Source organism: Paraburkholderia dioscoreae (assembly GCF_902459535.1).
In the GTDB taxonomy this organism is placed as follows: Bacteria; Pseudomonadota; Gammaproteobacteria; order Burkholderiales; family Burkholderiaceae; genus Paraburkholderia; species Paraburkholderia dioscoreae.
Genome location: NZ_LR699553.1, coordinates 184,284 through 206,068, shown reverse-complemented (window position 1 = coordinate 206,068; position 21,785 = coordinate 184,284). Strand labels below are relative to the sequence as shown.

Below are 21,785 nucleotides of genomic sequence, written 5' to 3'. Positions count from 1 at the left end.
CGCTGACGTTTGTCGTTTGTCGCGCGCCGTGCAGCAGCATGCGCGCGCGACGCTGCCGTCAGGTGGCGCTGTGAGGTTCCGTAGCCTTCGTGTAGTCAACAGCCATGCTGGTCTTTGGCTCGATTGCCGAAGCGGTTTCGGCTGACGACGTGCCCAATTCCTGCAACACGTCCAGTCTGCGAGCCCTCAGACGCGCCCTGAGCGCGGCCAGGTCAATTCGCCCAAGCCGTTGCACGTCCCTTTCCGATACCCGCGACGACATATCCGGCAGCACCACCTCGACATCCAACCCCGTGCTCAGGTAGTGGATGTTGACCGCCGCCAACTTCATGCCGTGAGGCGCCAATGCGGCGTTCACCTCCGCGGTCACTCGCTCGCGAGTCGGCAAATCGACGGGCGGGTGCGCAACCGCGTCGTTCTCGGGATCGACATGAATCAACGCATCGAGCACGCGGCTATCCGTCAGCACGCGCAGACGCGCAGACTCGGCGATGTAGTGTCCCTCCGATACGGAAATCAGCGGATCGACCAGAATGTGCGCGTCGAGGAGCGCGAAATCGCCCATCTTGCGTGTACGCACTTCATGCACGTCGCGCACGCCGGGCGTGGAGAGCAGCAACGCGCGCATATTCGCGGTGGTGGCGTCGTCGAGCGCGCGGTCGGAAAGGTCTTGCAGCGCGTCCCAACCAAACATCCATCCCATGCGCGCCACCATGAAGCCGACGATGGCCGCGGCAATCGGATCGAGCAGGCGCACGCCGGCGAGGCTGCCGACAATACCGATTGCGACCACCAGCGACGACGCCGCGTCCGAGCGCGCATGCCAGGCATTGGCGATTAACATGGCCGAACGCGCACGTTGCGCTTCGCGCAGCATGTAGCGGAACAGACTCTCTTTGGAAATCAGAACCAGCACCGCAACCGCGAGCGCACTCATATGCACGGCCGGAATGTTTTGCAGATCGGCGAGGCGCGTTCCGGCCCGCCACAACATACCGACGCCCACCGAGATCAGAAGCGCACCCAGAAATAACGACGCCACGGTTTCATAGCGACTATGCCCGTAATTGTGATCCGCGTCGGGCTTCGCCCCGCTGTGTCGATTGGCGATCAGCACGACAAAATCGGAAATGAGATCAGCGAGGGAATGGACGCCGTCGGCGACCAATGCCTGGGAGTGGGCAAACACGCCGATAACGATTTGCAGCGTCATCAACACGGCATTGAGCGCGATACTGACAAAAGTCGTTTTACGCGCAATGCGATGTTTTTCGGCGGACTGGGCAGCGGCGGCAGGCATGTTAGAAGCGGACTGAAAAGTTCAATGCGTGCATTCTACCCGGCGCATCCCGGCACGCGCCCGGGGCACATCAAAAATTCCTTTTTAAATCAGCTGCTTATCTAAACGAAAAGCATTCGCGTTCCACTTTCGTGGAGTATGCGCGACAAAATCGTGGCGTTTTGCCGCGGCAATAAAAAACCGCGCCCTCAACGGTACGCGGTTCTCTGTTGCAATGACAGACGCGATAAGAAAAGTGCATCTGATTGAAGCTATTCGTATTAACTGATGGGCAGAAGCATTACCCTCTGCTCAACGCATTTACTTCTGGATCAGAAACTTCTCGCGATCCAGACCTGCGATCCAGCGCGGCGGCTTACCGCGGCCAGACCATGTGCTGCCGCTATCCGGGTCGCGGTACTTCGGTGCGACACCTGCGCGCGGACGAGCGGCTTTAGCGCCCTTGGCGGCACGGCCGCCGCCGAGTTCGGTCAGTGAAATGCCGTAGTCGGCCATTTTCTGCTTGATCTCATTCAACACTTCCGCGTATTCGCGCGACTTTGCTTCTTCGATCTGCTTTTCGAGCTTCTCGCGCTGTGCGAGTAGTTCCTTGTAGGAAGACATAGGTTCCCTTGTGGTTTGGATAAATGACTGCCAGTCTGAAGCCAGCTTGCCCTTTGAAGGTGATCATGCCTCGGAATTTGATAGCGAGATTAACACAAAATAGAAAAACTACAAAAGCGCAGATGTTAAATTAATCTGAATTCGTTTCAAAAAATTTCCGGCCGCCTCCGTATCGCGCGGCTCCCTTTCAAATAGCTGATTTCAGATTTTGCTGAAAAACACAGTCGGCATCAATAATTACGAGATTATCTCTCAAAATATGAAAATTGAAGGTGCCATTTGCCGTCAACATCTCATGCCATGAAAGCTTGTACACGAACGGCCATAACATATCGCTACGGCCGTTTGTCGCGTAATTACGCATGAGTGTTTTCCCCAAAACAGCGCTAAAAGCGCTAATTAGCGTAGCGCTGCATGCAATCTTCGAGCGCCGCGCGCAGGTTCCCGGTATTGAGTTTCGCGTCGTCGAAGACAAAACGCCTTCGCATTCCGTTCACTTTCAGATCCGCGCCATATCGGTCGACTCCGAGTAGCTGAATTCCTTCGGCATGGCCGGTGAATTGGGCGATTAGCGCGTTCTCTTCATCGAAATCGAGTGGCGGCAATGGATCGAGTTCTGCGCCACCCAGCCATCCCATTGCTCCGAAACCGCCGATATAGCGCAGCCGTTCGAGCCGCATTGCCCAGAACGTGAAGTCGCCGAGTACCAGATAGCGCTCCGCGTCCGGGTGGTAGCGCAGATAGCGTTGCACGACCTCGGGCGTCGAGTCGACCGGTTCGAAGGTGCCGAGCAGCGTGACGCGCTGGCCGCTCAGCACGTCGCCGTCGGGGGCGTCGACTGCCAGAAAACCGGCGCGCGGGTCGGCGTGCAGGTTATGGGTATGCTCGGCCAGTCGGCTCACCAGGATCGTCGGACGATGTTGCGGATCCGGTGCGAACGGCAGCACGGACGGATAAGGAAAGCCTTCCGGCTGCCGCGCGTGAGTGGCGAGCGTGCCGACGGCGGCGGTGTGCAACAGATGCAGCGGGGCGTGAGCGGGAATGTTCAAGTGTGTGTTCCTTGACAGATCAGCGGCGAATCACAGAAAAGCGGCAAGCGCACTGCCCGAGGCAGATGCGCCCGAGTCCGGACCGGTCAAGCTGAGCTGAGCCGAACAACCGCAAATATGCGAATTCCGCCTTCCAGCATAAAACAGCATGCTTCGTTAGAATCGGAATTTCGCTTTCAACGCGCTTTCTCCCGCGTCCCCTCCGAGATCTCCGTGTCAGACCGCTCTTCCGAATACGCCGCCCTCCCCGCCGCTCACCGCGACCTGTCCGACACTGCGCGGCAGCGCGCCCGTATCGCCACGATGGCGGTGTTCTTCATCGCCGGCATGATGTACGCGTCGTGGGGGGTGCATGTGCCGACGGTGCGCGACCGTTTCCACCTGAACGCGGCGATGCTCTCCTTTGCGCTGCTGGCCGTAGCCGGTGGCTCGATCGGCGCGATGGCGGCCAATGCTTCATGGATCGCGCGGGTCGGCACGCGCCGCGCCTGCCTGACCGGCGGCCTCGTGATGGCGGTATGCGCGGCGCTGATCCTGGTCGTGCCGACGTACTGGCTGCTGCTGGTCGTGCTGGCCACCTTCGGCGCGGGCATGGCCACGCTGGATGTCGCGATGAACGCCGAGGCCAGCGCCGTCGAAAAAGCGCTCGGCAAGCCGATCATGTCGTCGTTGCACGGCATGTTCAGCGTCGGCGGGATGGCGGGCGCGGCGGTTGGCGGCGCGCTGCTGTCGCGCGGCATGGCACCGGCGGTCCACCTCGCGCTGGCCGCAGCGGTCAGCGCGCTCGTTCTGCTGGCCGCCTGTCCTTCCGTGCTGCCGCACGTGCCGCACGCCGATCATCCCGACTCCGCCACGCCGCGCGCCAACCGCTGGCGCTCGCCGGCGTTGTGGGCGCTCGGTGCGATGGCGCTGGTCGCGCTGATCGCGGAAGGCGCGATGTACGACTGGGCCACTGTCTATATGCGTGACGTCGTGCTGGCCTCGCCCGCGCTGGCGAGCGCCGCCTACGCGGCGTTCTCGGGCGGCATGGCGGCCGCGCGCTTCGCCGGCGACGCGGTGCGCGCCCGCTTCGGCGCTCCGCAACTGGTGATGGCAAGCGCCACGCTCGCCTGCGTCGGGATGGTCGGCGCGCTGTTGCTGCCGAATCCGGTCGCGGCGCTGATCGGTTTCACGATGATGGGCCTCGGTCTGGCGAACATGATGCCGGTGCTGTTCGCGGCGGCGGCGAGCGTCAAAGGGATTCACGCGGCGGAAGGACTGGCGCACGTTGCCGGCCTGGCGTACTTCGGGCTGCTGCTCGGGCCGGTGATCATTGGCGCGGTGACGCAGGTGAGCAGTTTGCCGATCGGGTTGTCAGTGGTCGCCATCTGTTCCGCGTTGATCGCGCTCGCGGGCCCGAAGGTGCTGCGGCGTTTGAAGATCTGACGCGCAAGCGCGCCGCTGCTGCGTCGAAGCACGCGAGGTCCGTGCGAAGCGTCCGCGCCTGACGTTACGTTACGTGCGGGCCGCGCACTGTTGTGTTCCGCGACACGTCGGTTCAAACGAGTTTCGCCAGCTTTCGCGCTCGCGTTGACAACACTATGATTTATATACGCTTATTCCATGCAACCGGCGTACGGATAAAAATGGCATAGGCCTTGCAGTTAGCTCCCCAAGCAAGTGATTTCCAAAACTACGGGGGAGCGGACCATGAATCGCAAATTCAAGCTGACGGCGATCGCCATGTGCGTCACGTCGATGATCATCCTGACAGGCTGCGGGAGCACGCTGACCAGGCCGGGCACGGGAAGCGGTGCGGGTGCAGGTTCGGGAGGCGGTTCGGGCGGCGGCACGCCGACGCCCACTCCAACACCGACGCCGACGCCCACTCCGACACCGACACCGACGCCCACTCCGACGCCAACACCCACTCCGACGCCGACACCCACCAGCGCCAACCCCATCGGCGTCGTCGTGCAAAACACTGGCAACGTGGTCACCGCCACCGGCCAAACCGTGTCCGCCGTCGGCAGCCAGATCGGACTCACGCCGATTCCGGGCGCGAATCCCGCGACCACCACGGCGCTCGGCAACGTGGTGTCGAATCTCGGCAACGGCGTGACCGCCGTCGGCACAGGCGTGGCGAACGGGCTCGGCCAGCTTGGCAATTCCACCGATCCACTCGGCACGACGCTCGGCAGCAGTGGCAACCTGGTCTACGACGCGGGCCAGGCCGTCAACAGCGCCGGTCAACTGGTGACGAGCCTCGGCAGCGGGCCCACCGCACCGCTGAGCCCATTGACCACGCCGCTCGGCAGCACGGTCTCGACGGTCGGCAACGCGGTCAGCGGCCTGGGCACCCAACTCGGTTCGCAGTTGACGAACGGCCCGATCCAGCAAGTCACGCAGACGGTCGCCACCGCGATCACGCCGATCACGAGCACGCTCGCGCAGACGACCCAAACCGTCGGCGACACGACGGGTCTCGGCGCACCGCTGAACGGTCTGCTTTCGACGATTGGTCACGGTCTCGACAGCGCCGGCGGCAAGCTCAGCGGCGCGACCGGTAATCCGATCGGCCAGAACCTCGGCAACGTCGTCACCAAGCTCGGCGACACGGTTACGTCCGCAGGCGGTCTGTTGACGGCGGGCGCCACGAGCAGCGGCAATCCGCTCGGCGGCATCACAGGCATTCTGAATCCGGGCAGCGGTGCAGGCACGGGCTCACCGCTTGCACCGTTGACCAGCATCCTCACCGCGCTGCCCGGTACCTTGAGCGGTGGCCTGGCGGGCGGAAGCGGTGCCGGCGGCCCGCTCGCACCGTTGACCAATGTCGTCAGCAGCTTGACCGGCGGCCTCGGCGGCCTTGGGGGCACGGGCTCGGGTAGTCCGCTTGCTCCGCTTAGCGGCGTCGTGAGTTCGGTCACTGGTGCCTTGAGCGGCGCGACGAACAGCAGCGGCAATCCGCTTGCGCCCGTGACCTCGGCCGTGTCGTCGCTGACGGGCGCGCTGGGCTCGGCCACAGGATCGGGTAGCGGCAGCAGCAATCCGCTTGCGCCGATCACCGGTCTGCTGACCACTGTCACCGGCGCCTTGAGCGGTGCGGCGACTTCAACAGGCGGCACGACCGGCGGCGGCCTGCTCGGCGGTCTCGGTGCTCTGGCAACAAAGAAGTGACGAACAAAGACAACGACAGCAAATAACGGCGCGAACAAACAAGCGTCGAAGGGGGCGGCGAGCCGGGCAACCGGCTCGTTGATTTTTTATCCGCGCTTTTCTCCGCGTTTCTTTCGTTTCTCTCCGCGCTTTTCTCCGCTTTGCGCCGATTCTGGCCGATTCGCGACGCTTCTCACACCAGCATCGCATCCGACCGCGACGCTTCAAAACAGCGCTCCATTCACCCGCGCGTCACAGTCCGTGATACGTATCGTAGCGACACGAGAAATCGTTACTGCGGAGAAAATTGGTAAACGTCATCGTCACCGATGCGTCGAGCCCTTCCACGTAATGCCACCAGCCGATCGGCAGAAACAGCAATTCGCCTGGCGCGAGCGTGCATTCGATCAATTGCGCTTGCCGCATCGACGGGAAACTGTCGTAGTCGATCGCACCGCCATCCACTCGCGAATAGCAATGCAGATGGTTCGCCATATGCGGCGTGTCGCACAGCGGCACAAGCTTGATCTGTTTGCGGCCGATCACCTGTGCCATGAAATTGTTGGTCAGGTCATGATGAAACGGCGTCTTTGTTCCAGCCGGTCCCATCCAGAAGAAACCAGTGTCGGGCGATACGGCATCCAGATATTCGTCGATTGGCGGCACATCGGACCATAACGCCGCGAGCGCCGCGCGATTGCGCGAGGTGTTATTGGCGGTCATATAAAAATCGTTTGTCGGGCCGCGCTGCTCGACGAGATCGACATAATCGGCAAAGCGCATCATGCGCCGGAGCTTGGGCTGATTGATTTCGTAATTCGCATCCGACTCGCGTCCGAACTGTACTTCCACTTCGCAATCGCCGCATTGTTCACGAAGATAGTCCCAATTCCATCGCGAACGCGCAGGCCAGAAGTCGAATGCGCCGGTGATAATGACCGGCCGGTTCTGAAAGTAGTACTGCTCAAAGAACACGTCGCGCGATAAACGTTCGCGCCGTTCGATCACACCGCTCGCCGCGCGCATGCGATTCAGTTCGCCATACACCGACAAAATCCACTCGCGCTTACGCAAACGATTGCGCAAGCGCGCTGCACCGTGAAAATAAGGACTCGCGAGCACCGCTTCGATTTCCCGTTTGACATCGGCCGCATCGAAACCGTGGCCCACCAGCGCGCGATGCAGTGCGGATGGCGGTGCGTCGAGCAGCAGATTCTCGGCAATCCAGCGGCGCCACGCGTCGTCGAACGAACGGGTCACAGTGGTCACGGCATTCTCTCCGAACATACGGATCGGCAAAAAGATCGGCAAAAGAAAAGGCACGCGAACCTCGCGGCGCGCGTGCCTTCTTAACCATGCGACCGAAGACAGACCAACGCTGCCCCAGGTCACGCGATTTTTACATCTTCACTACGTCGAGCAGCGTCTTCTTGCCTGCCTTGTAGTTGTACAGCGAGATCACGCCGTGCTGAAGGTCGCCCTTCGAGTCGAACGTGGTTTCACCGATCACACCCTTGTAGTCGGTGCTCGGCATTGCTGCCAGGATCTTGGCCGGATCGGTCGAGTTAGCACGCTTCATAGCGTCGACGATGATGTACACAGCGTCATACGTGAACGGAGCGTAGATCTGGATCGGCTGACCGAAACGCTTCTGATACTTGGCGAGGAACGCCGGGCCGCCAGCCATCTTTTCGAGCGCCATACCGGCTTCCGAGCAGACGATGTTGTCGGTTGCGTCGCCGGCCAGGTCCGACAGCTTGTCGGTACATACGCCGTCGCCTGCCAGCACCTTCGCGCGCAGGCCGAGCTGCTTGGCTTGCTTGGCGAACGGGCCGCCGGTGGCGTCCATGCCGCCGTACATGATCGCGTCCGGGTTTTCGCCCTTGATCTTCGTCAGAATCGCGCGGAAGTCGACAGCCTTGTCGTTCGTCGCGTCATGCGACATCACGTTCAGGCCCAGCGATTTCGCCGTCTTTTCGAATTCGTTTGCCAGACCCTGACCGTAAGCGGTCGAGTCGTCGACGATTGCGACGCTCTTCACTTTCAGACCCTTCGCTGCGTAGTTAGCCAGTGCCGGACCTTGTTGAGCGTCGGTCGCGACGACGCGGTACGTCGTCTTGAAACCTTGCTGCGTATAGGCCGGGTTCGTTGCCGACGGCGAGATCTGCACGATGCCGGCATCGCTATAGATCTTCGAAGCCGGGATCGACGTACCCGAGTTCAAGTGGCCGACCACGGCGACGACCTTGTCGTCGACCAGCTTCTGCGCGACTTGCGTTGCGGTGCGCGGGTCGGCCGCGTCGTCTTGTGCGTCCAGTTGCAGTGTGACCTTCTGGCCACCGATCGTCAGGCCCTTGGCGTTGATTTCTTCAACTGCCAGGCGCGCGCCGTTTTCGTTGTCTTTACCCAGGTGAGCGATACCGCCAGTCAGCGGCGCAACGTGACCGATCTTGACGACCGTGTCGGCTGCGGCCGTTGTTGCCAACGTCGCGAACAGCATCGCCGCAGCGCTGATCGGCAACAGCTTTTGAATCTTGATGTTCATGTAAGTCTCCAGTTTCGGTCCCAAAAACAACGTAATCGCCCTGTGCCCCCGCTTCCCCAACACGTGTCGCTCAGTCCCGTGGACGACCACGCCGGTTGCATCGTTCATGCACTTGGCCAGCACGCTCGCCGGACTGTTTGTGGCAGGCGGCAAACCGTACTTGCGCGCAAGTGTAGGCCATCAAATTAATTTGTGGGACTTTTTTGAGGAAGTGGGATCAACACTAATAGCGTTTATCCAACAGGAGCCGATCGCGGCTGGACAGATTGCCCCGAAAGCACCAGCCCATGCGGGTTTCCGCTATGTGAAGCCTGCGTCTAACAGCACGGCCTAAAGGTTTTAGCGCCTTAAACCGTTAATCATCCGAATAGGCTTTGTGCCTGAAAAGGAAGCGCGCCGAAGGTGCCGCGAGACGCGCCCGGACCATGTCCGGATGACGTCCGGACCTTGCTGACTCAGCGTTCGCGCGCAGCGATGCGCGCCGTTGCCTCGCGCCATTCACGTTCGAGTTGGCCCATCAGTTCGGCGGCACCGAGACCTTCGCGGCGCGCACGGCCCAATGGCGCGCCCTGGCCTGACCACAGCGAAAGATAGTCGCCGTTTTCCGCGCGGCTCGCGGTTTGCCGCAACTCCTGCGTCAACGCATTTTGCACGGGATACGGCGCGATCTTCTGTGGCGCCTCGCTTAAACGCTGCATCAACGGATTGCGTATGCCGCGCGCATGGCGGCCGGTGATCGCGCGCGTGACCGAGGTCGAGGTGTCGGACATGGACCGTACGCGGGTTTTCCATGCCTGCGGTATCGCGCTCTCCTGGCAGGTGAGAAACGCGGTGCCCATCACCGCGGCTTGCGCACCGAGCGCGAGAGCCGCGACGATGCCGCGTCCATCCATGATGCCGCCGGCGGCGAGCACCGGCAGCCCGGTCGCGTCGACGACTTGCGGCACGAGCGCGATCGTACCGACCAGCGCCTCTTCGAATGCGCCGATAAACGTGCCGCGATGCGCTCCCGCCTCCGCGCCCTGCGCCGCTATCGCATCGGCGCCCACGTCGCGCCAGGCTACAGCTTCGGCAACGTGCGTGGCGGTGCCTATTACATATAGACCGTTGGCATGCAGCCGGGCGACATCGTCGGCCGGGAGCAGTCCGAACGTGAAGCTGGCCAGCGGTACGCGCAGTTCGATCAGCATGTCCAGTTGCGCGCGGAAATCCGGCGCGTAGCGCGCGAGCGGCCCACCCGGCGGCAAACCGAGATCGCGGCGCAGCGGGTCGATGGCTTCGAGCGCGGTACGCACGGTGGCGTCGTCCGGCGCGGCCGGTTCGAGCACGAACAGATTCACGCCGAACGGACGATCCGTCAGCATGCGGATCGCCGCGACTTCACTCGCGATCTTCTCGGGTGAGAGCGCCGCGCCCGCCAGAAAACCGAGGCCGCCGGCGTTCGATACCGCGGCGACCATAGCCGGCGTTGTCGCGCCGCCCGCCATCGGCGCCTGCACGACCGGCACGCGCAGCGCGAAACGTTCGGCAAACGGCGTCACAAAATTGACTTCACTCATGATGGATTCCTTTTCCGCCAAGGCGCTCGTCGCACGGACGAGCCGATACCCAAGACTGTACCGAGGCAGTCAGCGCCAGAGAAATGAATTATCGAGAATGTTTCAATCGTCTTACGAGATTTCCCCCGTTTGGGACCGCTCTGCAAGGCGTTTCTTTTGATGGCAAACTGACCGCCCCGCTTCAGGTATTCAGGCCTCGGGCATTCATTCAGACCGACCTCGCGCAGCCGCGCGCGAGTCAATGGAGAGCAACATGAGCACCACTTCCCGCTGGATCGACATTCCCGCCGGTAAAGACAGTTTCGGCGGCTACCTTGCGCTGCCCAAAGGCGGCAAGGGACCGGCCGTCATCATCATTCAGGAAATCTTCGGCGTGAACAGCCATATCCGCTCGGTCGCGGATCAGTACGCCCAGGACGGCTACATCGCGCTCGCACCGGACGTGTTCTGGCGTGTGCAACCGCGCGTGGAATTGACGTATGAAGGCGCGGATCGCGAGAAGGGCATCGAGTTGATGCAGAAGACCAACGTCGATCAAGCCGTGGCCGACATCGGCGCAGCCGCCGCCGCGTTGCGTGCCATGCCGGAAGTGACCGGCAAGGTCGCGGCGATCGGCTACTGCTTCGGCGGCCGGCTCGCCTATCTGGCCGCGGCGCAAGGCACGCTCGACGCAGCGGTGGCCTACTACGGCGGCGGCATCCAGAACCAGCTCGACGAAGCCGCGAAAATCAAGGTGCCGATGCAATTCCACTACGGCGAACTCGACGCGCATATTCCGGTGTCGGCTGTCGGACAGATTCAGGAGCGCTTCGCCGGCCGCACCGACGCCGAGTTCAACATCTATCCGAACGCCGATCACGGCTTCAACTGCTCGGACCGCGCGTCGTATAACCAGCGCGCCGCCGCGCTGGCGCATGGCCGCACGTTGACCTTCCTCGGCGAGCGTCTGTAACGCGCGCCTCTGATTGGCGCGCTGTTTGTGCGGCCATTCGCGCCGCCCGATCGCGCGCGTCGATTGCGCATTTTTATCGGCGCTCTTTACTTGCGTCAGTAACTCGCGCGCATAACTCAGTTACTCTCTCAAAGACGGCGTGTCAGCGGCACGCCGTCTTCTTCCCTGTGTGGCGATCAGCCCGGGCGACGTGACGTCCGGCAGAACGGTTCATCGCGCGCATGGACAATCAGCCGATCCAACATTCGATAGCGAGGGCCCATCCGTCGTGCATTCAGACTATCTCGCCCATGACGCCACCGGCCTCGCCGACCTGATACGCAAGCGCGAGGCGAGCGCGCGCGAGTTGCTCGACATCGCGATCTCACGCACCGAAGCCGTCAATCCCGCGATCAATGCGATTGTCCTGAAGGACTACGATGCAGCCCGTCAGCGCGCTTCGCGCGACGACGCAAACCGCGCGGCGAACGGCGCAAACAATGCGAATGGCGAAAGCGCGCAAACCGCGCTGGCGGGCGTGCCCTATCTGATCAAGGATCTCGGCGCGCCGGTCGCCGGCCTGCGCATGGCAATGGGTAGCCGCCACTACCGCCATTTCATTCCTGCTCAGGACGCGCCCGTGGTCACGCTTGCGAAAGCGGCGGGCCTCAACATCTTCGCGAAGACCAGCACGTCCGAGCTCGGCCAGATGCCTTATACGGAGCCCGAACTGTTCGGTGCGTGCCGCAACCCGTGGAATCTCGACCATACGCCAGGCGGTTCGAGCGGTGGCGCGGCGGCGGCGGTGGCCGCGGGCATCGTGCCGCTCGCTCATGCGTCGGACGGCGGCGGCTCGATCCGCATTCCGGCCTCATGCTGCGGACTCTTCGGCCTCAAACCTTCACGTGGACGTGTGCCGCGCGCGACAGCGGCGGCGGCTGCCGGTGAACTCGGCGTCGATCACGCGGTGTCGCGCAGCGTGCGCGACAGTGCGTTGCTGCTCGATCTGCTTGCGGGCAATGCGGACAGACCGCTCGGCGCGCCGGGCACGTTTCTGAGCGCGAGCCGCGAGCCGTGCAAGCCGCTGAACATCGCCTACGTCACCGAGCCGATGCTGGCGCCGTCGCTTTCCGCCGACTCGCGCGCCGCGCTCGAAGATGCCGCGCAACTCGCCAATTCGCTCGGCCATAACATCGAGCCGGTGTCGCTAGGCATCGACTACGCGGCGGTTCGGCATGCGTTTCTCACACTCTGGTCGGTGACAGCGGAAGATCTCGTGCTCAACGCCGAACGCATCAGCGGCCGCAAACCGCTGCGCGCCGAATTCGAGATTTCGACGTGGGCGATGGCGCACGTGGGCCGCAAACTCGGCGAGCGTGGCCTGCCCGCCGCGCTCGAAGAACAGCGCCGCATCACCGCACGACTCACCGACCTGCTGAATCGCTACGACGTGATTCTGTGCGCCACGCTGGCCGCGCCGCCAATCAAGATCGGCGAGATGCAGCCCACCTCCGCGGAACGCATGCAGATGCGCGCCGTCACCGCCATGCCGCTCGAAGCGCTGATGAAGAAGGTACTGGCGGAAGCGTCGAACAAGGCATTCACGTGGGCCGGTTGCACAGAACTGTTCAATCTGAGCGGTCAGCCGGCGATGTCGGTACCGCTTTACTGGACTGCGCGCGGGCTGCCGGTCGGCGTGCAGTTTGCCGCGCGCGAGGGCGGCGAGGCCACGCTTCTGCGTCTGGCCGCGCAACTCGAAACGGCTCGGCCGTGGTTCGACAAGCGGCCGCCGTTGATGCAGGCACGCAACTGAACGAAGACGCTGCGCGTGGCGCAGAAGGCAGCAAATACGGCGAAGGCGATGAAGGCGGCGATGCGAAGCGGCGGCGAAGTTCTGCGGCAAACATCAACGCGCAACTCAATCCGGCCGTCATTCAAGCCGGTTTGCGCTGCGCGTCGAGATCCGCGTGGCGCTTGCCCGGAATGCAGGCCACCGCGAGGATCGACAGCGCCAGTCCACCCATCACGTAGTAAATCGGCGCAAGCGTCGAACCGGTAGTGTCGATGAGCCACGTCACGATGAATGGCCCAAAACCGCCGAACACCATCACCGCGATGTTGTACGCGAGCGATAAACCAATCGAGCGCACATTCGCCGGAAACAGCTCCGCGATCAGCGCGCCGAACGGGCCGTAATAGCCGGACAGCGTGATCGACAGCAGCGCCTGCACGAGAATCAGTTTCGACACGCTCGGCTCCGCCGCGAGCCACATGAACAGCGGATAGATAATCACGAGCGTGATCACCAGCGACCACAGCGACAGCCACTTGCGCCCGATCCGGTCCGACCATGCGCCGGTCAACGGCGAAAGCACCGTCAACAGCAGATTGCCGACGACCACCGCGTAAAAGGATTGTGCGTAAGGCAGTTTCAGTTGATGGACCGCGAAAGTCGGCAGATAGCTGATCAGCACGTAGATCGTCACCGTGAGTGCGACCACCGAACCGAGTCCGCAGAGCACGTCGCGACTGTGGCTTCTGAAAACTTCGCCGAGCGTCGCCCGCCGCGCGGTTTTTTGCGCGAGCAGGAATGCTTCCGAGTCGGCGAGATTCCGGCGGATATAAAAGCCGATCGGTCCAATGATCAAACCCAGGATGAAGGGCACGCGCCAGCCCCAGGATTTCAGCGCTTCGGGCGACAGGCCGCGCGTAATCAATGCGCCCACCAGCGCGCCGAGCAGCAGCGCCGCCGCCTGGCTCGCCATCTGCCAACTGCCGTAAAAGCCGCGCTTCGAGAACGGCGCCGCTTCGATCAGCAACGCCGTCGAACTGCCGAATTCACCGCCGGCGGAAAAACCCTGCAGCAGGCGTCCGACTACGATCATCAACGGCGCGCCGATGCCGATCGCCGAATACGGCGGGGCGATCGCGAGCATGAGAATGCCGAGCGTCATCAGCGCGAGGACGAGCGACAACGCCGCTTTGCGTCCCGCGCGATCCGCGTAGAGTCCGAATACGATGCCGCCGATCGGCCGCATGACGAAAGCGACGCCGAACGTTGCGGTGGTGAGGAGCAGCGACGCATAGTCGTTGCCGGCCGGGAAGAACAATTGCGCGATCACCACCGTCAGAAAGCCGAACACGGTGAAGTCGTACCACTCGAGCGCATTGCCGATCACAGCCGCGACGACCGCCCGCGTATGAAGGCTCCTTGACGCTGGTGTCATTCGAATCTCCAGCCTGCGAAAAGTATCCTGTGGTGCGTCGTTTCGGTGCAATGGCGCATCGGCGCGAGTGAGAAAAAGAACGCCGGCAGCTAAGGTCGCATTGGAGTGTAAAGAGCGCACAAGCGGTTTTCAAGCAGCAAAAAGGCGTCTGCCGCGCGGGGCGGCAGACGCCTGCATGATGGGCTCTCGACTGCACACCGCCATGTTGCGGCGCGTTTCGCGCAACACCGTTTGCGCGCGCGGCTGGCGGGTAATCAGGCCTTCTTGTTATATGCGCTGCACCAACCCTTCGCCGCGACCTGCTTGCCGGCGAACATCGGGCAAGGAGCGTAGGCGTCGGTCGGCTTGCCCTGGAAGAAGCTGCAGTTGCCGCAGTCCTGGCCTGCCGCGTACTTGGCGAATTTCGCTTTGTCGACTTTGCTCGCGTCCTCCTTGTAGCCGAGTGCTTGCGCGGTCGGATCGGATTCGGAGACTTTCGGCGCATCGGCAAATGCCTGGCGCGACAGAGCAAAGGTGGAAGCCACACCAATGCTGGTGATCAAAAACGTACGACGTGATGATTTCATGGGGACTCACTCCGTTTTATTGAACTGATCGCCGTTCTGATGACAGCGGTCCCCAAGGATATCAATGAAGCCGTCGCGCGTGCCGCCTCAAATGATAGAGATAAGCGAATTAGTACTGCGCCGCGTCTGAAGGTCGCGCGCAATGCGAATCGATTACGCGCGAGCCGAGCACTTGCGGTGACCTCGCAGTGCTACCGGAACTGCGTGAACGCGTGCGAACTACGCGCGGCCGCTCAGCTCGCACACGCGCTGCGCGATGGCGAGCGACGCCGTCAATCCCGGCGACTCGATACCGAACAGATTCACCAGCCCACGTACGCCGTGCGCGGCCGGACCTTGAATCACGAAGTCGGCGGCAGGTTCGCCGGGACCGGAAAGCTTCGGACGAATCCCCGCGTAAGCGGGCTGCAATGCGTTGTCCGGCAGCGCGGGCCAATAGGCGCGAATCGCCGCGTAAAACGATTCCGCGCGACGCGGATCGACATCGTAATTGATCGCATCGACCCATTCGACATCGGGACCGAAACGCGCCTGCCCGCCCAGATCGATGGTCAGATGCACGCCGAGACCGGCTTCGTTCGGCATCGGGTAAATCAGGCGGCTGAATGGCGCGCGCCCGGAGATGCCGAAGTAATTGCCGCGCGCGAGATAGAGCGGCGGCACATGCCGCGCGTCGAGTCCGCGGATCTTGCGGGCCAGTGCATTCGCCTGCAAGCCGGCGCTGTTGATCACGCAGGCGGCGCTGATCGTGGTCGGCGCGTCACCGCCCACCTTGATGTTGAAGCGGCCATTGCTCGCTTCGATCCCCTGCACCGGCGCATGAAACGCGCACACCGCGCCGTCGCGTTCGGCGTCACCCTGCAGCGCCAGCATGAACTGATGACTATCGACAATGCCCGTCTGCGGCGAGAACACCGCTTCGACACACTCGAGCGCGGGTTCGAGGGCTTGCGCCTGGTCGCCGGTGATTCGCATCAGGTCGAGCACCCCGTTGTCACGGCCTTTTGCCATGATGTTTTCAAGCTGAGGAATCTGGTTGCGCGAGGTGGCGACCAGTAGTTTGCCGCACCGCGAATGCGGCACCTTATGCTCGACGCAGTACTCGTAGAGCATCTCGCGGCCGCGCACGCAAAGCGCCGCTTTGAGCGAGCCGCGCGGATAGTAGATGCCCGCGTGAATCACCTCGCTGTTGCGCGAGCTGGTGCCCACGCCGATCGCCTCCGCCGCTTCCAGCACGATCACTTCGCGCCCGCGCGCCGCCAGTGCGCGCGCCACCGCGAGACCGACCACGCCAGCGCCGATCACTACACATTCGATTTGGTCCATGTCCCTTGACGCGGCCAACTTCGCCGCGCGCTGCCTCGTTCGCCCGATCAAGATGAAGACAGGATGCGGCTGACGCGTGCCGTACACCGCTCGCTGTCCAACGCTCCCGTCCATTCGCAACCGCTACGCAAAATTGTATGACGCCGTACAGACAGAAATGCCCGCAGTCGGCAACCACTGCGGGCACTCGGTCTTGTGCAGGTCTCAAACGTATCGGCCGGACCGAATCAGTGTACGCCGTCGAAGGTGACAGTGCTTGGTTCCTGGCAACTCAATCGCAGCAATAATTGCCGTAGCATTCACTCCGTTCCCGGCACGGATTCCCGATTTGGCTCGCGAAATACCGCCTGGAGGCGGCTTTTTACGAAAAAGTGGCAAAAATACTCAAAAACCGATGGGTTTTCGCCGATTTCCGTAATCGAGGCGAATGTCGCCGGCCTCGATCCGGTCACGCCCGTCGATGCGCGCCGCGCCGAAGCCATTGAGAATCGCCCGCCGCATTTCACGCGGAGATGCCCGCATCAACGCATCGAGCGCGGCGTCGCCGAGCACCTCGGGAAAGCGCAGCCCCCAGTTATGCGCCGAGCGGATCTCGTCGTAGATCGCCTGGGCGATCCGGCGTGCGCCCTCGCGGTCCGGCGCAGGGATCTCGTACACGTTCATCCGGTTCAGGATCGGCTCGGGAATCGAGCGCTCGTCGTTCGCCGTCGCAATCCAGATCACGTGCCCGGCATTGATCGGAATCTCGGCGAATTCGTCGATGAACGTCTGCGCCGTGTCGTGCTCGAGCAGCGCATACAACGCGCCGAGCGGATCGTATTGCGAATCGCCCGTCGCCTTGTCGATTTCGTCGACGGCAATCACCGGATTCGCATAGCTGCCGTTCACCAGCGCATCGAACACCTTGCCTGGCTTCGCATTTTTCCATTGCGACGAAGCGCCCGACAGAATCCACCCCGCCGTCAGCGAACTCATCGCCACATATTGATACGCGGTGCCGAGCAGGCGCGCCAACTGCTTGGCGAAGTGAGTCTTGCCGATGCCGGGATCGCCGAGCAGCAGAATCGGCATCAGTTCCAGGCGGTCTTCTGTTTCGAGACACAAGGCGACCTGTTTGCGGATGTCGTCGAGCGGCGCTGAAAAGTTGGGCAGCGCGTCGATCAGATCGTCGATCGACGGCATGCGGTTCGGCTTCACGCAAAAGCGCAGATTGCCGGTTTTCAGCATCTTTTCGTATGTCGCGCGCAGTGCCTCGTTCGCACCTTCACCGAGATCGTTCAGCGCGGTCTCGACCTGATCGAGGTCGTACACCCGACTGAAAGATGCCACGGCGATTTCCTGTTTGACCATTGCTGTTGTCATCGCTCACCCCGTCTGGCTAGTCCTGCTGCTGAGGCACCTGATGGGCGCCGTTTCAGGTCCAGTGTAGCGAGGACATATTCGCGTGCAAGCCAGCAGTCGTGCTGCTCTGCTGCTAACAGCGGGTTGTTTTTGCGGATTGCGGGCCTTATCTGAAATGGATTGTTGCTGAACCCGGCCCCGTTTGAAGTGTCAGAAAGGCGTTGCGCGCATCAGGCGTAAGATGGCCCTCTGACTATGGCGCCGGATCCGGTGACCGGAGACTTTCTTCTATGTGGAAAACCAGTATCTTGGCCGTGCTGCTCGGCACTTCGTTGCTTGCGAATGCACAACAAAGCGCACAAGGCACACAACAAAATACACCGCCACGGCCGGCACAGCAGGTCGTGCAATGGCAGTTGCAGGTCATGCGCGACGGCCAGCAGATCGACGCGTTCGACGGCACCACCACGGTTGGTCAGGCGCGCACGGACACGCATCACAAGGTCGTGCAGCATAACGTCGGCTGCAAGGATCAGCCCGGCGGCAGCATCGATCTGGCGCGCACGCTGACCGTCTCGCCACTGCAGGCGGACGCGAGCGGAGTCACGTTGTCGATCGAAGCACAGGAAACGTTCGAGGAAGACGCGGCCCGGCAAACCGGCACCGGCTGCAAGCTGCCGCCGCAACCGCGCCAGGTGAGCGCGAGCCATCCCGGCCTGAAGGTGGCGCCGGGGCAATGGGCCAGTTGGACCATCGTCGATAAAGACCCGAACCTGGTATACCGCGTGCGCGCAAATCTCGCGGACAGTGCAAACACGGCAAACTGATCGAACCGATGCAAAGAACACGCACGAGAACACACCAACAGCGCGCGACTAACCGACGCCCCCAAACAGAACACGTGGACAACGCGGCATGCGAAACCCCGAAGAACTGATCCGCGAGAGCGTAGCGCCCAAGGATTTCATTGCGGTGAGCTGGAACCTGCATAAGGGCCGCACGCCGCTCGGCTTTCAGGCCTGGCAGGCCATGCAGCAGTGGGTGCAATCCACCCACGCGGACGCCTATTTCTTACAGGAAGCGATGGCGCGGCGCATGCCGGCGCCGGTGCTGGCGAGCAGTTTCGGCGCGCCGCTAGCCGATCCGTTGAACGATGTCTGGCATTGCCAGGCCACTGAAATCGCACGTGCGCTGGAGCTCGAAATCGCGCTCGGACCGAACGTTTTCAAACCGTCGTGGCGGCATGGCAATGCGATCCTGTCGCCGCATCCGCTCGATCTCGGCGGGCGCTGGGACATCTCCGCGCATCGCTTCGAAAAGCGTGGGTTACTGGTGGCGCGCGCCACCTTTGGCGGTCACTCGGTCACGCTGCTGTGCGCGCATCTTGCGCTCACCCGCTCGGCACGCTTGCGTCAGATGAACTGGATCGCGCACTGGATCGCGAAGGAAGCACCGCAAGGTCCACTCGTGCTGGCCGGCGACTTCAACGACTGGCGCAACGATTCAGTGCCGCTCTTCCGTGAGCATGGTCTGCAGGAAGTGGCCACGCTGCTTGGCGAATCGGGCCGCACCTTTCCGGCTTTCTCACCGGCACTTGCGCTCGACAAGATGTTCGTGCGCGGCATGCAGCCGGTCGAATGGATCCAGCCGACGCAGGAAACCGCGTGGCTCTCGGATCACTTGCCGTATATGGCCCGCTTGCGGCTCGAATAGGCAAAGGCAGGCAAACGCAAGCACAGGCGCTGCACGCTAGTTTTTGTGCGGCGTCCATTTCACCGTCGCGGCAATCTTCTCGCCCGGCTGCAACACGCAGCCGCCTACATGCTCACGCATGCCGACCGCGTTGAAGCAATCGGTGGTGTTCGTCACCGGTTCCACGCACAGTTGCGCATCGTTGGCCGGCGCGAACACCACCATGTGATCGAATGGCGCGTCGGCGGTCATCGTCAGGCGACGGTGTTCGTCGGGCCACGCAATGGTCGCCTCGCGCGACCAGTTCGCAAAGTTGTTGTCGAGATCGAAGGCGTCGGCGGACATGCCTTCGCGCAACGCATCCACCGCCGGATGCGGGCCGAGATGCGTGGGCAGCACGTCGGCGTCGGCATGCCACATGGCTCCCACTTCGGCGTACACGCGGGTTTGCGCGGTGCGCGGATAGTACGGGTGATGGCCCATACCGAACGGCATCGGCCGCGCGGCGAGGTTTTGCGCGGACAGCGTGATGTGGAGCGCGCCGCCGCTCAACTCGATTCTCTGCTGAGCGCGATAACGGAACGGCCAGTCGCCGCGCAAGCGCGAATCCGGTTCGTGTTCGAAGTGCAGTTCCACCGAGCTTTCCGTGCGCGCTCCCACTTGCCACGGATGCCGCCACGCATTGCCGTGCAGCGCGTGGGCGAAACGCGCGTCGTTGCCGGCAAGGTCGATGGTGCCGCCGTCGAATTCGAAACGCGCGTCGCGAATCCGGTTGCAGTACGGAAGGAGCGGAAAACTCGCCATGCGCAGCGGGTCGCGTTCGGCGAAAGCGGCCGGCGCCGCCGGTCGCAGCCAGTGCAAGGGACCGTCGGGCGTCGTTTCGTAGAAAGCTGCCAGCGCGCCGCCCACTTCGGGCGCGATCACGACACGCAGCGCGCCAGCCGAAAGCGTGACGACCGTGGCGACGATCGCGGGATCGTCGAGCCACATGAGTCCGGTCGCGGGCGGCCGGATCGAATTCAAGGAAACGTCGCGCATGGTCAGAAAAGACGGGAGCTCGGGCGGATGGCGGCATGAACGCGTCGCGGTGTCTCCATCGATCGGTGTCTCCTGTTGCGTGCCGCGCACAGCGCACGACCGGCGGACTGTCTGGGTCCGCGCGACCGAGAATCGCACGCCAAAGCGCACCCGTCAATATTATTAGTAATAAATTTGTCGAACCGACCCTGCACGAAGGTCGATAGACACCTCCCAAATGGCGGGTTAGCGCGCGTTGCCGCGCGCATATTATTAGTGGTACCGTCAGCACCACGATGCCCACGGCATACCCCAGTTCCAGCGCCGCTGCAGCGCGGCCCGCACAATGAAAAAATCGACCCAACGCCGTCCGACCATGACCGACATCGCCAAGCTCACCGGCGTGTCGCAATCGACAGTCTCGCTCGTGCTGAACAACGCGACTGGCGCGAAGTTCTCCGAGGCCACCCGCAACAAGGTGCTGAAAGCCGCGCACGACCTCGGCTACCGGCTGTCGCTGCGAGAGCCGGTATCGGCTTCGAGCGACGAGCGCAATCTGATCGTCTACCTCGCCGACGAGATTTCCACCAGTCCGCATCCGGTCGTCAACGTCGACGGCGCGCGCGATGCGGCCTATGCGAGCGGCAAGATGCTGGCGGTCTATTCGACGCACGGCAACGCCGACATCGAAAAGCAGGTGCTCGACGCCACGCTGTCGAATCCGCATGTGTTCGGCGTGATTTACGCGACCGTCTATACGCGCAAGGTGACGCCGCCGGCGGCGCTCTCGCAGGTGCCGACCGTGCTGCTGAATTGCTATACGGGCGAAGGCGGGTTTTCGTCGGTGGTGCCCGCGGAAGTGGCCGGCGGCCATCTGGCAACCGACTATCTGCTGCAGGCCGGACACCGGCGGATCGGCTATATCAACGGCGAGCCCTGGCAGGATGCATCGAAAGACCGTCTGAAAGGCTACCGCACCGCGCTTGCCACCGCCGACCTGCCTTTCGCGCCGGAAATGGTGCGCGACGGCGACTGGAGTTCGGGTCTCGGCTTTGAACTGACGCTCTCGCTGATGCGCGAGCCCAATCCGCCGACCGCGATTTTCTGCGCCAACGACCTGACCGCCATCGGCGCCATCGAAGCCCTGAAACAACTCGGCCTGCGCGTGCCCGAAGACGTCTCGGTGCTGGGCTACGACGACCAGGAAATCGCCCGCCATACGCATCCGCCGCTCTCGACCGTCGTGCTGCCGAACTACGAACTGGGGCGCTGGGCCGTCGAAACCCTGCTACAGGAAGAACACAATCGGGCAGCCGGTGCGCCGGTCCGGCATCGCATGGTCAAGCTCGACGGTCCGCTCGTCGAACGTGCTTCGGTCAGGGTAATTACCGAGGCAAAAAAGCCAATAACTAATATTATTAGTGATTGACTGATAATAATTCCAGGTGAAATAATCGGCACGTCGGGTCAGGCAAACACCGCCGGCCGGCAGGA

The 21,785-nt window shown here is 62.6% G+C and carries 18 protein-coding genes; 7 read left to right on the top strand and 11 right to left on the bottom strand.

Features of this window, described 5'->3' with window-relative positions; all coding sequences use genetic code 11:
* Positions 1–58 precede the first annotated feature (58 nt).
* The 3 genes from PDMSB3_RS00970 to PDMSB3_RS00960 form a co-directional block, all read right to left on the bottom strand.
* The gene (locus PDMSB3_RS00970; RefSeq protein ID WP_007179625.1) at positions 59–1,300 is read right to left on the bottom strand and encodes a cation diffusion facilitator family transporter; all 1,242 of its coding nucleotides are present in this window, start codon (positions 1,298–1,300) and stop codon (positions 59–61) included.
* A gap of 300 nt (positions 1,301–1,600) precedes the next feature.
* Positions 1,601–1,903 (bottom strand): H-NS histone family protein, encoded by a 303-nt coding sequence (locus PDMSB3_RS00965; RefSeq protein ID WP_007179626.1) that lies wholly within the window; start codon positions 1,901–1,903, stop codon positions 1,601–1,603.
* Positions 1,904–2,298: 395 nt separating this feature from the next.
* On the bottom strand, positions 2,299–2,952 hold the full coding sequence (locus tag PDMSB3_RS00960) for a HugZ family pyridoxamine 5'-phosphate oxidase (protein ID WP_007179628.1): 654 nt from the start codon (positions 2,950–2,952) through the stop codon (positions 2,299–2,301).
* A gap of 213 nt (positions 2,953–3,165) precedes the next feature.
* On the opposite strand from PDMSB3_RS00960, the gene PDMSB3_RS00955 reads away from it, so the two are divergent.
* Both PDMSB3_RS00955 and PDMSB3_RS00950 read left to right on the top strand, forming a co-directional pair.
* On the top strand, positions 3,166–4,377 hold the full coding sequence (locus PDMSB3_RS00955; protein ID WP_165184284.1) for an MFS transporter: 1,212 nt from the start codon (positions 3,166–3,168) through the stop codon (positions 4,375–4,377).
* 264 nt (positions 4,378–4,641) lie between these two features.
* Positions 4,642–6,108, top strand: a complete 1,467-nt coding sequence (locus PDMSB3_RS00950) for a collagen-like triple helix repeat-containing protein (protein WP_165184281.1) — start codon at positions 4,642–4,644, stop codon at positions 6,106–6,108.
* A 231-nt stretch (positions 6,109–6,339) separates the two neighbouring features.
* On the opposite strand, the gene PDMSB3_RS00945 is transcribed toward PDMSB3_RS00950, so the two are convergent.
* The 3 genes from PDMSB3_RS00945 to PDMSB3_RS00935 all read right to left on the bottom strand — a co-directional run bounded on the left by PDMSB3_RS00945 (position 6,340) and on the right by PDMSB3_RS00935 (position 10,191).
* A complete protein-coding gene (locus PDMSB3_RS00945) occupies positions 6,340–7,374 on the bottom strand; it encodes a cupin-like domain-containing protein (protein WP_165187305.1) in 1,035 nt (344 codons plus the stop codon).
* Between the two features lie 112 nt (positions 7,375–7,486).
* A complete protein-coding gene (locus tag PDMSB3_RS00940) occupies positions 7,487–8,632 on the bottom strand; it encodes a branched-chain amino acid ABC transporter substrate-binding protein (protein WP_165184279.1) in 1,146 nt (381 codons plus the stop codon).
* 455 nt (positions 8,633–9,087) lie between these two features.
* On the bottom strand, positions 9,088–10,191 hold the full coding sequence (locus tag PDMSB3_RS00935) for an NAD(P)H-dependent flavin oxidoreductase (RefSeq protein WP_007179633.1): 1,104 nt from the start codon (positions 10,189–10,191) through the stop codon (positions 9,088–9,090).
* A 253-nt stretch (positions 10,192–10,444) separates the two neighbouring features.
* Here PDMSB3_RS00935 and PDMSB3_RS00930 point away from each other — a divergent pair, with 253 nt between their 5' ends.
* On the top strand, positions 10,445–11,143 hold the full coding sequence (locus PDMSB3_RS00930; RefSeq protein WP_165184276.1) for a dienelactone hydrolase family protein: 699 nt from the start codon (positions 10,445–10,447) through the stop codon (positions 11,141–11,143).
* 268 nt (positions 11,144–11,411) lie between these two features.
* A complete protein-coding gene (locus PDMSB3_RS00925) occupies positions 11,412–12,935 on the top strand; it encodes an amidase (protein ID WP_007179635.1) in 1,524 nt (507 codons plus the stop codon).
* A 121-nt stretch (positions 12,936–13,056) separates the two neighbouring features.
* Here PDMSB3_RS00925 and PDMSB3_RS00920 read toward each other — a convergent pair whose 3' ends face one another.
* The 4 genes from PDMSB3_RS00920 to PDMSB3_RS00905 all read right to left on the bottom strand — a co-directional run bounded on the left by PDMSB3_RS00920 (position 13,057) and on the right by PDMSB3_RS00905 (position 17,603).
* Positions 13,057–14,349 carry an MFS transporter gene (locus tag PDMSB3_RS00920; RefSeq protein ID WP_007179636.1) on the bottom strand — a complete coding sequence of 431 codons (1,293 nt, stop codon included), beginning with the start codon at positions 14,347–14,349 and terminating at the stop codon, positions 13,057–13,059.
* Between the two features lie 254 nt (positions 14,350–14,603).
* Complete coding sequence (locus tag PDMSB3_RS00915; RefSeq protein WP_007179637.1) at positions 14,604–14,915, bottom strand: high-potential iron-sulfur protein; 312 nt, start codon at positions 14,913–14,915, stop codon at positions 14,604–14,606.
* 219 nt (positions 14,916–15,134) lie between these two features.
* Positions 15,135–16,241: an NAD(P)/FAD-dependent oxidoreductase gene (locus PDMSB3_RS00910; protein WP_035518437.1), complete on the bottom strand. Its 1,107-nt coding sequence runs from the start codon at positions 16,239–16,241 to the stop codon at positions 15,135–15,137.
* A 384-nt stretch (positions 16,242–16,625) separates the two neighbouring features.
* Complete coding sequence (locus tag PDMSB3_RS00905; RefSeq protein ID WP_035517750.1) at positions 16,626–17,603, bottom strand: AAA family ATPase; 978 nt, start codon at positions 17,601–17,603, stop codon at positions 16,626–16,628.
* 269 nt (positions 17,604–17,872) lie between these two features.
* Here PDMSB3_RS00905 and PDMSB3_RS00900 point away from each other — a divergent pair, with 269 nt between their 5' ends.
* Positions 17,873–18,409 (top strand): hypothetical protein, encoded by a 537-nt coding sequence (locus PDMSB3_RS00900; RefSeq protein ID WP_007179640.1) that lies wholly within the window; start codon positions 17,873–17,875, stop codon positions 18,407–18,409.
* A gap of 88 nt (positions 18,410–18,497) precedes the next feature.
* Positions 18,498–19,295, top strand: coding sequence for an endonuclease/exonuclease/phosphatase family protein (locus tag PDMSB3_RS00895; protein WP_007179641.1), 798 nt, complete (start codon positions 18,498–18,500; stop codon positions 19,293–19,295).
* A gap of 36 nt (positions 19,296–19,331) precedes the next feature.
* Here PDMSB3_RS00895 and PDMSB3_RS00890 read toward each other — a convergent pair whose 3' ends face one another.
* A complete protein-coding gene (locus tag PDMSB3_RS00890; protein WP_007179642.1) occupies positions 19,332–20,312 on the bottom strand; it encodes an aldose 1-epimerase in 981 nt (326 codons plus the stop codon).
* 355 nt (positions 20,313–20,667) lie between these two features.
* On the opposite strand from PDMSB3_RS00890, the gene PDMSB3_RS00885 reads away from it, so the two are divergent.
* Positions 20,668–21,720, top strand: a complete 1,053-nt coding sequence (locus tag PDMSB3_RS00885) for a LacI family DNA-binding transcriptional regulator (RefSeq protein WP_007179643.1) — start codon at positions 20,668–20,670, stop codon at positions 21,718–21,720.
* Positions 21,721–21,785 lie beyond the last annotated feature (65 nt).